Origin of the sequence: Micromonospora sp. NPDC051141, from assembly GCF_044455765.1 — a bacterium.
In the GTDB taxonomy this organism is placed as follows: domain Bacteria; phylum Actinomycetota; class Actinomycetes; order Mycobacteriales; family Micromonosporaceae; genus Micromonospora.
Map to the genome: position 1 here is coordinate 1 of NZ_JBITFD010000033.1, position 12757 is coordinate 12757.

General features: G+C 69.3%; 14 protein-coding genes. 6 read left to right on the forward strand and 8 right to left on the reverse strand.

All coding sequences use genetic code 11. From position 1 onward, the window contains the following. Window positions 1-133: 133 nt before the first annotated feature. The 4 genes from ACIA6B_RS32345 (at window position 134) to ACIA6B_RS32360 (ending at window position 2556) form a co-directional block, all read left to right on the forward strand. On the forward strand, window positions 134-1723 hold the full coding sequence (locus ACIA6B_RS32345; RefSeq protein ID WP_396779262.1) for a YhjD/YihY/BrkB family envelope integrity protein: 1590 nt from the start codon (window positions 134-136) through the stop codon (window positions 1721-1723). Next, window positions 1720-1998 carry a DUF3618 domain-containing protein gene (locus ACIA6B_RS32350; RefSeq protein WP_396779264.1) on the forward strand — a complete coding sequence of 93 codons (279 nt, stop codon included), beginning with the start codon at window positions 1720-1722 and terminating at the stop codon, window positions 1996-1998. The genes ACIA6B_RS32345 and ACIA6B_RS32350 overlap by 4 nt, the downstream gene beginning before the upstream one ends. Continuing rightward, complete coding sequence (locus ACIA6B_RS32355; RefSeq protein WP_396779266.1) at window positions 1995-2267, forward strand: DUF4235 domain-containing protein; 273 nt, start codon at window positions 1995-1997, stop codon at window positions 2265-2267. The genes ACIA6B_RS32350 and ACIA6B_RS32355 overlap by 4 nt, the downstream gene beginning before the upstream one ends. A 91-nt stretch (window positions 2268-2358) precedes the next feature. Next, on the forward strand, window positions 2359-2556 hold the full coding sequence (locus ACIA6B_RS32360) for a hypothetical protein (RefSeq protein WP_396779267.1): 198 nt from the start codon (window positions 2359-2361) through the stop codon (window positions 2554-2556). Between the two features lie 70 nt (window positions 2557-2626). Here the strand turns inward: ACIA6B_RS32360 and ACIA6B_RS32365 are convergent, their stop codons facing one another. The 7 genes from ACIA6B_RS32365 to ACIA6B_RS32395 form a co-directional block, all read right to left on the reverse strand. After that, window positions 2627-2788 (reverse strand): hypothetical protein, encoded by a 162-nt coding sequence (locus ACIA6B_RS32365; protein ID WP_396779269.1) that lies wholly within the window; start codon window positions 2786-2788, stop codon window positions 2627-2629. Between the two features lie 251 nt (window positions 2789-3039). Beyond that, window positions 3040-3687, reverse strand: coding sequence for a TetR/AcrR family transcriptional regulator (locus ACIA6B_RS32370; protein WP_396779271.1), 648 nt, complete (start codon window positions 3685-3687; stop codon window positions 3040-3042). 246 nt (window positions 3688-3933) lie between these two features. After that, complete coding sequence (locus ACIA6B_RS32375; RefSeq protein WP_396779273.1) at window positions 3934-4476, reverse strand: NlpC/P60 family protein; 543 nt, start codon at window positions 4474-4476, stop codon at window positions 3934-3936. A 172-nt stretch (window positions 4477-4648) separates the two neighbouring features. Next, window positions 4649-5442 (reverse strand): IS5 family transposase gene (locus ACIA6B_RS32380; RefSeq protein ID WP_396779284.1). Its coding sequence is split into 2 segments (ribosomal slippage): window positions 4649-5106 and window positions 5106-5442, totalling 795 coding nucleotides; the frame shifts between segments, so codons are not numbered across the junction. Between the two features lie 119 nt (window positions 5443-5561). After that, the gene (locus tag ACIA6B_RS32385; RefSeq protein WP_396779275.1) at window positions 5562-5828 is read right to left on the reverse strand and encodes a hypothetical protein; all 267 of its coding nucleotides are present in this window, start codon (window positions 5826-5828) and stop codon (window positions 5562-5564) included. Between the two features lie 541 nt (window positions 5829-6369). After that, the gene (locus tag ACIA6B_RS32390; protein WP_396779277.1) at window positions 6370-7851 is read right to left on the reverse strand and encodes a gluconokinase; all 1482 of its coding nucleotides are present in this window, start codon (window positions 7849-7851) and stop codon (window positions 6370-6372) included. 302 nt (window positions 7852-8153) lie between these two features. Continuing rightward, entirely contained in the window at window positions 8154-8714 is a 561-nt protein-coding gene (locus ACIA6B_RS32395; RefSeq protein ID WP_396779279.1) for a DUF6328 family protein, read from the reverse strand. A 243-nt stretch (window positions 8715-8957) separates the two neighbouring features. Between ACIA6B_RS32395 and ACIA6B_RS32400 the strand changes: the two genes are divergently transcribed. Continuing rightward, a complete protein-coding gene (locus tag ACIA6B_RS32400; RefSeq protein WP_396779280.1) occupies window positions 8958-9731 on the forward strand; it encodes a ZIP family metal transporter in 774 nt (257 codons plus the stop codon). A gap of 139 nt (window positions 9732-9870) precedes the next feature. Here ACIA6B_RS32400 and ACIA6B_RS32405 read toward each other — a convergent pair whose 3' ends face one another. Then, window positions 9871-11229, reverse strand: coding sequence for a PP2C family protein-serine/threonine phosphatase (locus ACIA6B_RS32405; protein ID WP_396779281.1), 1359 nt, complete (start codon window positions 11227-11229; stop codon window positions 9871-9873). Window positions 11230-11383: 154 nt separating this feature from the next. Here ACIA6B_RS32405 and ACIA6B_RS32410 point away from each other — a divergent pair, with 154 nt between their 5' ends. Further along, on the forward strand, window positions 11384-12205 hold the full coding sequence (locus ACIA6B_RS32410; RefSeq protein WP_396779283.1) for a hypothetical protein: 822 nt from the start codon (window positions 11384-11386) through the stop codon (window positions 12203-12205). The last annotated feature ends 552 nt before the right edge of the window (window positions 12206-12757 follow it).

The following is a 12757-nucleotide window of genomic DNA, read 5'->3' on the forward strand; positions in this document are numbered from 1 at the left end:
GCTGGTCGACGACGACGACGTCGCCGGTCAGCGATCCGGTCCGATCGGGGCGCTCCCGTTACCGGATCGTCTCGGTGGGGTACCGCCGACTGGCGCGGGCATGCCGCGTCCTGTCCACGCGAAGGAGGGCAGAGTGGCGAGGAGCGGATCAGCGGCCGACAGCGTGACCGCTGGCAGCGGTCAGGTGCCGCAGCGGCTGCGGCAGATGCGCGCGGCGGCATGGCGCGGAGTGTTCCGGCGCGCGGCGCAGGGGTTCATGAAGAACAGTTGTACGGACCTGGCGGCAGGTCTGACCTACTACGCGGTGCTGGCGGTCTTCCCGTCCGCGATCGTCGTCGTCGCCCTGGTCAATCTGGTGTCCGAGGGTGACCGGACCGTCGACACGATCGTCGGCCTGCTTCGCGACCTGGGGGCCGGGGCGGTGGTGGACCAGCAGTTGCGCGACCTGATCCAGGAGGTGGTGTCGAGTCAGGGTGGTGCGGGGGCGCTGTTGAGTTTCGGGTTGCTGGGCGCGCTGTGGTCGGCGTCGGGCTACGTCGGCGGTTACACCCGGGCGTCCAACGCGATCCATGGGGTGCGGGAGGGGCGGCCTTTCTGGAAGTTGCGTCCGCTGCAACTGTTGATCACCGCGGTGTCGCTGCTGCTCATGGCCGTCGTCGTGGTGATCCTCATCGTGAGTGGTCCGGTCACCCGAGCCGTCGGCGACGCCTTGGCCATCGGCGAGACCGCCCGCACTCTGTGGTCTGTGCTCAAGTGGCCGGCCCTGGTGCTGATCGCCGTGGTGGTGCTGGCGATGCTGGGTCGGCTCGCGCCGAACGTGCAGCCGCCGCGGTTCCGGTGGCTGACCGTGGGCGGGATCGTCACCCTGCTCGCCGTGGCGGTAGTGTCCTTCGGCTTCGGCTTGTACGTGGCCAACTTCGGCTCCTACGACAAGACCTACGGCACGCTCGGCGGGGTGATCGCGTTCCTGGGCTGGCTCTACCTCGTCAACGGCGCCGTCCTGTTCGGCGTCGAGATCAACGCCGAGGTGCAGCGCGGTAGGGCACTGCAGGGCGGTCAGCCCTCCGACGATCCCGTTCTGCCACCACGGACCGCCGCCGACGACGACCGTTCCGACGAGGCGACGACGCATCCGGCGCGACCGGGTGAGCGGCCGCACTCGCCGCGGCGGGACGCCGCCGCCGACGGCGCTCGTCACCACTCGGGGGCAGCGGCCCTGGCGTTTGCGCCGCGACCGCAGGGGGCACCACGAGGGCAGCCAGACGAGGAGGCCCCGGTGTCGCCAGACGCAACCGCCCGCGCACAGGAGCAACATTCCGGTCCGCCGGAGACGATGTCGACGTCGGAACTGGTCACCCGGGCCGCGGAGCAGGTGAGCACGCTGGTGCGTGACGAACTGGCGCTGGCCAAGGCGGAGATGGTCGCGAAGGGCCGGCGGGCCGGAGCCGGCGGTGGACTGCTCGGCGGCGCCGCAGTCCTGAGCCTATACGGGTTGGGACTGCTGCTGGTCCTCGCGGTGGTGGTGCTGGACCTGGTCTGGCCGCTGTGGCTTGCGGTCCTGGTCGTCATGGTGGTCGTGTTCGCCGTGGCCGCGATGGTGGCGCTGCTCGGCCGTCGACAAATGCGGGCGGTGACGCCGCTGGTGCCGCAGGAGGCGGTGTCCGGGGTTACGGCGGATGTGGACGCGGTGAAGGCCGCGGTTCGGGAGGGACGATCGTCATGAGTGAGCGCACACCGACAGAACCGCAGCAGTTGCGGGCAGAGATCGCGCAGACGCGCGCCGATCTCGGGGACACCGTGGAGGCGCTGGCGGCGAAGACCGATGTCAAGGCCCGCGCCAAGGCCGGCGTTGAGGACGCCGCCGCGCAGGCTCGCAAGAAGATCACTACGGCGGCAGGTCGCATCGAGGGGGCAGCCGGGGCGATGCCGCTGGCGGTGGTCGGCGCGGCGGTGCTGGCGGTGCTGGTGGCCCTTCTGGTCCGGCGGCGGCGGGCGTGAGTCACGTCGCGGCGAAGGTCGCGTACCGACCGGTCGGCCTCCTGCTCGGTGCTGGTGCCGGACTGGTGTCGGGGCTGTTGTTCAAACAGGTGTGGAAGCTCGTCGAGGGCGAACAGGACGCGCCACACGCCACCGACCAAGACCGTGGTTGGGGCGAGATCGTCATCGCCGCCGCGATCCAGGGCGCCATCTTCGCGGCGGTCAAGGCCACCGTCGACCGGGCTGGCGCCGTCGCCGTACACCGGGCCACCGGATACTGGCCAGGCTGACCGGACACCCGGCTCGCCGTGTCGCGACGCGGGACGACGTCGCGCTTGCGAGAGCAGCACCATCTTCGGCCAAGGGCCAGAGAGGAACACGATGAAGGTAACGAGGTTCGCCGCTGGCCTGGCCGTCGGCTACGTGCTCGGCGCCCGCGCCGGCCGCGGCAAGTACGAACAGATCACCGGGCAGGCGCGGGCCCTACGCGCCAACCCGACGGCCGCCCAGGCCCGGGCTGCCATCGTCGAGCTGCTCTCCAAGCCCAGGGCCACCCCGACGCTACCGACGCCGGAGTAGCCCGTTCGCGCCCCAGCCAGCCGCCGACACCGGCAGGCAGATCCGGCGGGTGACGTGCGGAACCGGCTTGTCACACCGCTCGCTCGTCGGTGGCGTTCTCCAGCGACAGATCCTGTGCGGCTGCCTCGATCCAGTCCAGGAGCACCTGGATCCACTGGTCCACCTCCGCAACGCGTCGAGCCAGGTTGGCGAGACGCAGCGCCTGCTGCTCCATGACAGCCTCGAGGGTCATGCGACGACCTCGCTTCTCAAGGATCGCTTCCACTCCTCGCCTGCGTGGTGGCCAGGTAAGTCCCACGCGATGACCGGGAATGGCCGAGCAGTGGCGGGTGAACCTGCTGGGGAGCGTCGGCGGTGCGGACGATGTCGCGATCACCGTACACGTGTTCGGGAACAGCCGAACGGAGCGCCTCCCGGGGCGGAAGGATGCTGTGCCGCCTCGACCCGGGCTCTGCTCGGCCTGCGGGATGACGGCGTGGCGCGTCACGTGACCGTTTCCGTCGCGAAGAAGTCGTTCGTCGTCGCTGGGACGCTGGTCAGGTCGATGCCGGTCGTGTGGCTGGCGTATCTGAGCAGGTAGGCGCGGGCCTGCTCGGGGGTGACGGAGGTACGGGCGATGATGTGGTAGCCGTAGGCGTCCTCGAGTGCGACGAGGTTGCGGGCGGCTTCCGCAGCGGGTAGGGCGAGAGTGAAGGCGCCTTGGTCGCTGCCGGCGTCGAGGAGTTCCTCGTACAGTTGGGCCTGCCGGTCGTAGAGGCTGCGGCGTAGGGCGGCGTGGTCGGGGCGGCGGCGCGCGCGTGGGGAGAACTCGTAGAGCAGGCAGCACAGTTCGTCGTCGGCGCCATGAGGCAGGCCGGCGTCGATCGCGGCAGCCAGTTTCGTGGCGTGGTCGGTGTGTTGCTCCACCGCGTGGGCGCGTTGGTGGTGGAACCGGTCGGCGGCGTCTTCGTAGACCTGCTGGAACAGGTCGTCGAGTTGCCGGTAGTAGTAGGTGACGGTGCCGGGAGACAGGCCCGCTGCATCGGCGATGTCCCGGATCCGTACGTGGGCCAGGCCGTGCTTGATGATCGCACGGCGAGCCGCCGCGGTGACGTGGGCGCGCTGGTGATCCTGATCCTTGGGGCGGGCCATCTGTCTCTCCGGTGACGGTGGGCTGCCGGGCCGCCTGCTCACGCTACCAACGCGGTCATCGCTGTGCTGTGCGGTGCCGGGGTGGCGTTGACGCGGACCACGGCTTCGCGGTGGTCCGGAGGTGGTCGGCCGGCCGTTGCGACACCGCCGGCACTGGCTGACGGCCGATGGGGCCGCCGAGGGACCGGGGCCCTGGTGAGGGCCAACCGGCGGCCCACCGCGCTCGCCGGCTGGCCCTACGTCGGCTCAGTAGCCGTTGGGCGTCAACACGTCCACGAAGATTGGGTCGGGTTCGGTGCCGCCGAGGGTGATGGTGTCATACTTGACGTAGCCGTAGTAGGCGTTGGCGTCGATGGCGCGGTTGTTGCCGACGTACACCCCGGTGTGGTCCAGGTCGCCCCCATAACGGATCCCGTCGTGGGGGTCGGTGTCCCAGAAGATCAGGTCCCCGGGCCTGGGGTTGTTGGTGCGCCGCCCCTGATTGATCTGCCCCTGCAGCCAGTAGTTCAGCTGCAGGCCCCGACCGGTGGCGGCCTTCGTGCCGTCCCAGACAGCGTGCCGGTTGAGGCACTCGCAGTCCACCCTGGCGGTCCCGCACGTCCACCCGTACGCCAGCTTGTAGGGCGTGCCCAGGTATGCCTCGGCGGCGTTCACCACGCTCGCCCGCACGCCGGCCGCCTGAGCCGGACCGGTGGCCACCTGCACTGTGCCGACGGTCATCAGAACGGCGACCGACGCCACCACCCCGCCGCGACGAACCGCGCCACGCACTCTGCGTCGAAGATCCATCCCCACTCCTCACCGTTAGGCACCGGTACGACCCAGCACCATCGATTCATCGTTCCGGACAGCAAAGAATAGACGGGCCTCGCTGTCAAGAGGGCAGGGCGCCTACTCGCCAGGGCCCATGCCTTTATGGCGTCCAACTCCGTGCCGGGCTCACGGGATGGCTTAAGAACTCCTAACTTTGGGTGCGTTGGAGTTGGCGCCGGCAGATGAGGGCGCAGGCGAGGCTGAGGAAGGCTTCGTGGATGTCGTCGCGGATTTCCCAGCGGATGCGCAGGCGGCGGAACCAGTGCAGCCAGGCGATGGTGCGTTCCACGACCCAGCGTCGGGTGCCGGAGCCGTGAGGTGTGCCGCGTCGGGCGATGACCGGGGTGACGCCGCGGGCGCGGACTTGGTGGCGGTGGCTGTCGTAGTCGTAGCCCCGATCGGCGTAGAGCCGGTCGGGGCGCCGCCTCGGTGGGCCCGGTCGCCCGCCGATGGGCGGGATGGCGTCGAGTAGCGCGGTGGTCTGGGTGCTGTCGTGCCGGTTGCCGCCGGTCAGCGTGACGGCGAGGGGGATCCCGCCGGCGTCGGTGATGACGTGGTGTTTCGAGCCCGGCTTGCGGCGGTCGACCGGGCTCGGACCGGTTTTGGGCCGCCCTTGAGCGCCCGAATGTGGGAGCCGTCGATCACCGCCCTGGACAGGTCCAACTGCCCGGTGCCGCGCAGCCGGGCCAGCAGCACCTCGTGCAGCCGTTGCCACACCCCAGCCTGGTTCCAGTCCCGTAGCCTGCGCCAGCAGGTCATCCCGCAGCCGAACCCTAATTCCTGGGGCAGGTACTCCCACGGGATCGCGGTGTAGAGCACGAACAAGATCCCGCACAGCACCTTGCGGTCATCCAGGGGCTTACGTCCCGGATAGCGGCTCCGCCGTGGTGGGCGGGGTGGCAGCAGCGGTGCGATCTCGGCCCACAACTCATCCGAGACGATCCACGGCGGCTGCTCACCCCTCCTCACGTTCAGACGAAACGACCCTCACGTCCGGTCGGTTACGCCCAATATCATTAAGTTAGGACCTCTAAGTAACCTCCAACCGGATCCGGCTGACGTCATCCCGGAAGCCGTACCAGGCCATGCCGATCGCGGCGATCGAGTTGTCGTGCGGCCATACCCGTACCAAGGTGATAGCTCAACGCGTTGTGGCGGCGCTCCTTGCGGGACAGAGTGCGGATGCCCCAACCGGAGAACATGGCGGGCGACATCAGCTGCCGCACCACCTGCTCGGCCCGATCCGCCGGAACGATGCCACTCCAGAGGATGCGACCCATGTTCGAGGTCTTCGAGTCGATCCGGTTCTTGTCCCCGTCGAGGCCCACCGCGTAGTAGCCGCCGCGATCCTCGATCCAAAAGTCGCGGTTGAACCGTTGAAACAGGGCGGCGGCATCTGCGCGGAGCCGCGCGGCGAGGGCCAGATCGTCCAGCGGTCCGTCCGCAGCTTCGCCAGCCGCATCTTGGCGTCGTAGGTGTAGCCCTGCAGGCGCGCGAGAGCCAGCAGCGTGCCGCGCCCCAGCGTCGGACCGGCCACCAGGGTCTGGTAGGCGGTGGCAGCGTGTCGCGATCGAAGACGGTGAGTAACCAGGGCAGCCCGGCGCCGGGGAGCATGACCTGCCGGCCCCTGCTCCATGTCCAACCGCAGCACCCCGAGATCCTGCCCGTGGACGCACGCCTAACCACGAGGATTCGACCGCAGTTCTCAATCTTGGCCTCGCCGCAGCGAACAGGTGCCGCGCTTCGCGCTTGTACTGCTACGGCGCGCCGCCGGGTCGCGCTGTGATCAGCACCAACCCCTCAACAAAGGACCTGGGCGCTTCGCCAACTCGGCTGGAGGCCCTCGAAAGAGAAGCTGCCACCGCGTCGTCAGCTCTGTACGAGTGTTTCGTACACCTCGGCGAATCGCGCGCGCCGCTGTGCGTAGTGTTCGACGTGTGCGGTCTGGGGCTCGTATGTCGCTCCGGTGGCCCGGCTCGCGCGCGGTACGTCTGGCGCCAACGTGTCGAGGGCGAGTAGCGCGGTGCCACGTTGCGTGGCGCGGCGTCGGGTCACGTGCGTGACGGGTCGCCCGAGCACGTCCGCCAGGATCTGCAGCCATTCCGGGTGGTCGTTACTGATGCGTCCCGCTGCCGCGACTTCCAGGATGTGCGGGGCGGCTGGATGTAGTTCGTCGGCGACACGCGCATAGGTGATGGCCACACCCTCGACGATCCCGCGAAAGAGGGTGTCGGCGTCGGTGGCTGCCGATACCCCGCCGAGCACGGCGCGTGCTTCGCCGACCCAGCCCGGGGCGCGTTCCCCGGTGAGGTACGGCAGCACCAGTGGCGTGGCGTGGCTCGGCGGCGCGGTGAGGGTGCCCGCGAGTGCCGGGCTGAGGCGTAGAGTGCTCTGTGCCCAGCTCACGGCGCGACCGACGTCGTTGATAGCTCCGCCGAGCAGCGTGCGTCCTGCGTCGACTCGGTAGTTCCACAGTCCGAACGGAAGGGGTTCCGCCGGGCCGTCGAGCAGCACCCGCAACGCACCACTGGTGGCTGTCGCCGCAGTGAGCACCGTGTCGTCGGCCGCCCCGGAGCCGACGTTGCTGGCGAAGCCGTCGGTGATGACGGGAAACCACGCCGCGTTGGCCAGTGCGGGCCAGCGCGCCTTGTTCGCCGACGGCGCTGTTCGGGTCGTATTCAGGGGTGGGGAGAGCTGATCGGGGTCGATGCCCGCGGCGGCGAGCAGTTCGGTGTCGAACCCGCCGGTGCTGCGGTCGAGCAGGCCGGTCCACGCCACCGTGGAGGTCCCGGCCAAGGGGTGGCCGATCAGTTGAGCCAAGACGTACTCGCCCAGGGACCACCAGTTCGCGGTTCTGGCGACGAGACTCGGCTGCGAGGCGGAGAGCCAGCGCAGGCGTGGGGCGTGGTAGCTCGTGTGTAGGCGGGTACCCGTGCGCTGATGAATCGCCTGCTCGTCAAGTTCCTGACGTAGGGCAGTGACCGCGTGCGCGCTGCGGGAATCGGCGTAGGTCAGGCACGGTGTGAGGGGGCGTCCGGCCTTGTCGACCGCGATCAGCGAGGCGGCGAAGGTGTCCATCGCGATGCCAGCGATGCGGGTTCCCAACCGGGGGTCGTTGGTAGCCGCGTCGAGGATTTCTTCGACTTCGGTGGTCACCTGGTCGGGGTCGATGATCGAGGTGCCGTCAGGTGCGACGGTGAAGGTGTGCGGCACCTTGTGCTGCAGGCCGTGGATCCGCCGGCCGGACGCGTCGTGCACGCCGCCGCGGGTCGCCGTGGACCCGATGTCCAGCGCGAGGACCAGGGGGTCCAACGCCGAGTCGAGAGCGATATCGTCGCCACTCCGGGGCATCGTGGTCCTCGTTGTCTCGGCGGCCGGGGTCTTCGCCGACCGTAGTCCAACTCTGAGGTCGGGCGCACGCTTGCCGTCCGGCCCGGGCCCGAAAGCGTTCTCCATGGTGCGCGATGAAGGTATCGAAGCCGTCCGAGCGTCTGCTTGGTCGGACCGGTCGTAGCCGGGCCTGCCACGCAGGGTTGCAGGTCAGGAGGTATCGACGCGGGCAATGCCGAGGACAGCGGCTCTCAGCGCTTGCTCACACGTCGGCGTCGGCACGCCTTGCGGTCGTGTGCTGAACCGCTGCGCCGATCATGGAATTAGTCGGCGCTGCGGATCTCGTGTGGTTCGTCGACTGGCTTGCGCGGTCGCATCATCGTCGCACTCTGTCCTGTGCGTCGCGCGTGCTGTGCGATCGGCAGCAGGTACCAGACGGCGACGAATGCCGTGGCGAGCCCGGCGCCGACGGCTGCGGCTACGGGTGTGCCGACAACGACGTCGATGACCAGGTAGACGGCGCCGACGGTGGCCAACCAGAGCGACGACAGGCCCGCCAGCGCCAAGCGGCTCGCCGCCGCTACGAAGTCCGACTTACGATCCCGATGAAACAGGATCCGGTGGTGGTTGACCGGCGCGATGAGGCAGACCGTGGCCACCGCCGCAAGGAGAAGTGTGGTCAGGTACGCAGCCCGCTGCCCGTCACCGAGGATCCCGAACCGCTGCGTGAACGGGAGGGTCAGGAGGAAAGCGAAAAGGATCTGCACTCCAGTCTGGGCCACCCGCAGTTCCTGAAGCAGTTCGTCGAAGTGTCGGTCGGCGCGCTCCTGCTCCGACTCGTCGCGCCCGTCCGGCGCCGCGTCCCGCCGGTACTGATCGCTCACGTCGAACTCCTCACTCACGGCTGGTTGCCGAGGGCATCCTCTCACCACGCATCTGGCGTCCGTACGGGCGACGACTGAACGACGAACCGCGTTCCGCAAGGCCGCGGTCAGATGGGGTCGGTGCGCGCCGTGTCGCAGGGGAGCCGGTCGGGCGTTCGGCCGTCAGCGTCGTCGATGCGTGAGCCGGGTCCGCCGCGTGTCAGGTGTGGTTGAGCATCATGCCGGACTGGGTAGGGGCAACACGTGAAAGCGTTTATCTTCGGCATGGTGGCCTCCAGCGCGCTGCTACTGGGTGCGGCGGCCGGCGTGTGGATCCGGCTGCCCAAGAGGTGGTTGGCCGTTCTGCTCGCGTTCGCCTCGGGTGCGTTGATCACGGCGCTGGCGTTCGAGTTGTTCGAGGATGCCTACGAGCAGGGTGGTATCTGGCGCGCCGCGCTCGGGCTGGTGGTCGGTGCGGGAGTGTTCACTGCGCTGAGCGCCGGACTGGACCGGGTGGCGCAGGGTGGGCGTCGGGAACAGCACGGTAGCGAGAAGCTCGATCCGGGCGCTGCCGCCCGGGACCGGGCCGCATCGACCGCGTCGACCACCGGTGCCGCCGGCTTGGCGCTGCTGGCTGCTGTCACCCTCGACGGCGTGCCCGAGAACGTCGCGCTCGGTGTGTCGCTCGGGGAGGGCACCGGAGGGCTGGCATTGTTGGCGGCGATCTTCGTGTCGAACTTCCCCGAGGCGTTGGTCGGCAGTGCCTCGATGCGGGCACAGGGCCGTTCCACTGCCTTCGTGCTCAGCACGTGGGGGGTGTGTGCCGCGGTACTCGTGGCGGCCGTGGTTTTGGGCGCCGGCCCGCTGTCTGACGCCGCGCCGGAGACCATCTCGCTGCCGCTGGCGTTCGCCGCTGGGGCGGTGCTGGCGTCTCTCGCGGACACCCTCATGCCGGAAGCCTATGAGAAAGGCGGACCCTCGGTCGCGTTGAGCACGACCGCTGGGTTCGTGCTCTCCTTCGTCCTCGCCACGGTGTGAAAAACGCCAGCGCAGGCAGCGGCCCACCCGCAGGTTGACCGGGCGAAGCGGCCCCATGCCGAACGCAGAGACCGGCGGCGGCGTCGCCGGGCGGCTACTGCGTCATCATGCCGGGCCTTGCCAGCCGATCAATGACGGCCTAGGGATGCGGCAGCGTTGAAGCAGCGGGTGAGCCGAGCCAGTGCAGGAGTAGGACGGTGGCGTCGTCCTGGAGGCGGTCGTCTTGATGATCGAGGATGGCATGCACGAGTCGGCGGACGGTCTCGGCGGCCGGAAGGTGATCGGCGAGGGCGCGTTGGGTGAAGTGGGTGAGTCGGTTGAGGCCGAAGGTGTGGCCGTCACGGTCGCGGGCTTCGGTGATGCCGTCGGTGTAGAGCAGGACGTGGTCGCCGGGTTCGAGAGCTTCTTGGATGATGACCGGAGGGCGGCGGTCACCAAGGGTGACCGGTAGTGCGGTGGGTGTGGGCAGGACGGTGACGACGCGACCACGGCGCAGCACGATGCCGCTGGGGTGGCCGGCGGAGATGACCTGCAGGATGCCGGTGTTCTGATCGAGCTCGGCGAGCACGGCCGTGATCATGCCGGTGCGGTCGTGAGTGCGGACCGCGTCGTCCAGGTAGTGGTAGGTGGCGGTGAGATCCATTCCGGCGCGGCGGGCGTTGCGGTAGGCGGCGATGGCGATGGAGGCAAGGACGACGGCGCGCATGCCGCCGGCGGAGCCGTGGCCGACGGCGTCGAACAGGGCGAAATGGGCGGTGTCGCCGTTGACGGCGTAGTCGAAGGCGTCGCCGCCGACGTCGTAGCAGGGCTCCAGGATGCCGGCGATGACGGTGCGGCTGGTGGCGAAGGTCAGCGGCGGGAGTTGAGCGCGGAGCATCTCGGCGGCCAGGCGCATGGGTTCACGGCGACGCAGTCGTTCGATGGTGTCGCTGTACAGATCGCCGGTGACGACGAGTTCCCCGATCAGGGCGGCGACAGTGGCGCAGTCGGCGACGACCTGTTCGCTCAGCGGCTGGTCGGCGATGACCTGCACGACGCCCATGCGTTCGCTGCCGTCGAGTAGCGGCACCCACAGCACGTGCTGGCCGTCCTGTTGACCGCGAACGGGGGAGAGGGTGCTGAAGGCCCGGCCGGCGAGGCTGCCGTCGATCGGCAGCGGCGGGGCGGCGGGTGAGCGGTCGTCTGGCAGGGGTGCTAGTGCGCGCTGTTGGTGGTCAACGACGTAGATGATCAGAGCGGCGGCGCCGAGCAACGCGGCGGCTTGCATGGCCATGTCCGCGAGATCCTCGGGGCGGGCCCGGTAGCCCTGGCGGATCAATTGTCGTACCGCCTGCAGAGCACTCACCACAACCCCATCCCTGCGGGTGACGCGACTATCTCCCGCGCGACGATTGAACCAGATACCTACGACGCGGACCTGGGCGTGGACGCCTACCGTGACCAGGCACAACCGCGGCAGCTCGCGCGTGTCGTCAGTGAGCAGCGGCCGATCGCTCACGTCGTGCAGGAACTGGGCTGCTCCGGCGCCACTGGGTACAGATGGCTGGTGCGGTGGCTGAACCGAGGGCGATGCCGGCCTGCACGACCGGTCCAGCCGTGCACACCGACCCCGGCCAAGACGCACCGGCCGTGCTGGCTGAAGCGGGCTGGACGTGACGTTGGAGCCGGCCCAGGAGGAGTTTGTTCGCTTCATCGGTGACTGCGGCACGGGCGTGTTCTACGAGTCGTTCGCCACGACCGCCGAGCTGCAGACCAAGGTCGCGGCGAAGCTCAGGGAACTCGTGAGCGCCGGGAGCCCGCTGACCTTCATGCCGCTGCCACACCCAATGGCGGTGACGTGGCGCTCGGACTTCGAGGATCGCCGTGGCAGCACCTCGAATCTTCCGGCGGCCGTCGAGGTTCACGTCCTTCCAGCCACCGGGACGAACCGGCCCGCCCGGGTGATGGCTGAGCTGGAACAGCTCCTGCCAGCGCGACTGCGCGCCAGCGGTCAAGTCCACGCCGCCGACCCGCTGACCGCGACCCGCCAGGGCGGTGCCGTGGTCGTCACGGTTCCGGTTCGGAGCAGCCGATGGGACGAGGTGCGCGCGGCGCAGTTGCTCGGCGTGCGCACGGCCGCCGACGGGCAGACCTCGGCGTGGGCATCACTTCCTGGCGACGGGATGGGGGCCATCCTCGACCCGGATGCCTTGCCTGACCAGATCGCCGGACTGCTGCGTCTCATCGGCGGTCTGGGGATTCTCGACGACGGCCAGGTGGCCATCGGTGTCGGCGTCATCAACCCGCAGATGATGTCGGTCGGTCGGGTCAGCGGGCAACCCCGCCAGCGGGCCACCAGCCTGATGCTGTCGAACGAGCCGACCCAGGTGCCACCTGACGAACTGGTGACCCTAGCAGCGCTTGGACCGAGGGCTGCCGAGGTGGGCCGCACCCTGAGTCGGACTCTCATCCACGCTATCTCGCCCCGCCGGTAACCGCGCAGATGATCTACGGATCAGAAGGTTAGGGGCTAGAGTCCCTTCGGGCGCACAAGATCATGAGGGGCCTGACCCGCCGTAATGGCGGTCAGGCCCTCATTGCATCCGTCCCCTGTGGTCGGTTGGGTGCTCGGTGGGTGCTCGTGCGACGAGCGTCTCTCCTGTCCGGTCCCGTCCGGTGGGCGGCTGTGGCGTTCGCCTGCGTTTTGATCATGAGTGGCTGAGCTGCTCGCAACGCCACGCTCACACCGCCGGTGCGGCGGCCCGGCGCAGCCACGCATCTGATGCCCGTGCTGCAATCCGGTTCCCGCCCCGTCGAGGTGCCGGTCCAGCCGTCGACGCCCGCCGGCGCAGGCCCGGATGTGCGAGCCGGTCCGGGCCCGCGTTGCCCCGCACGGCGACCGGAACACCGAGCGCGGAGGAGGACGCCCACGTGCCAGGCATTGAGGTCGCCGAGATTCATCAGCGGGCCGCCACCGCGCTGACCCTCGGCGATTCAAGCCGCCGGTCAGCTCGCGCAGGTGACATCGAGGCCCGGGTGGCCCAGCT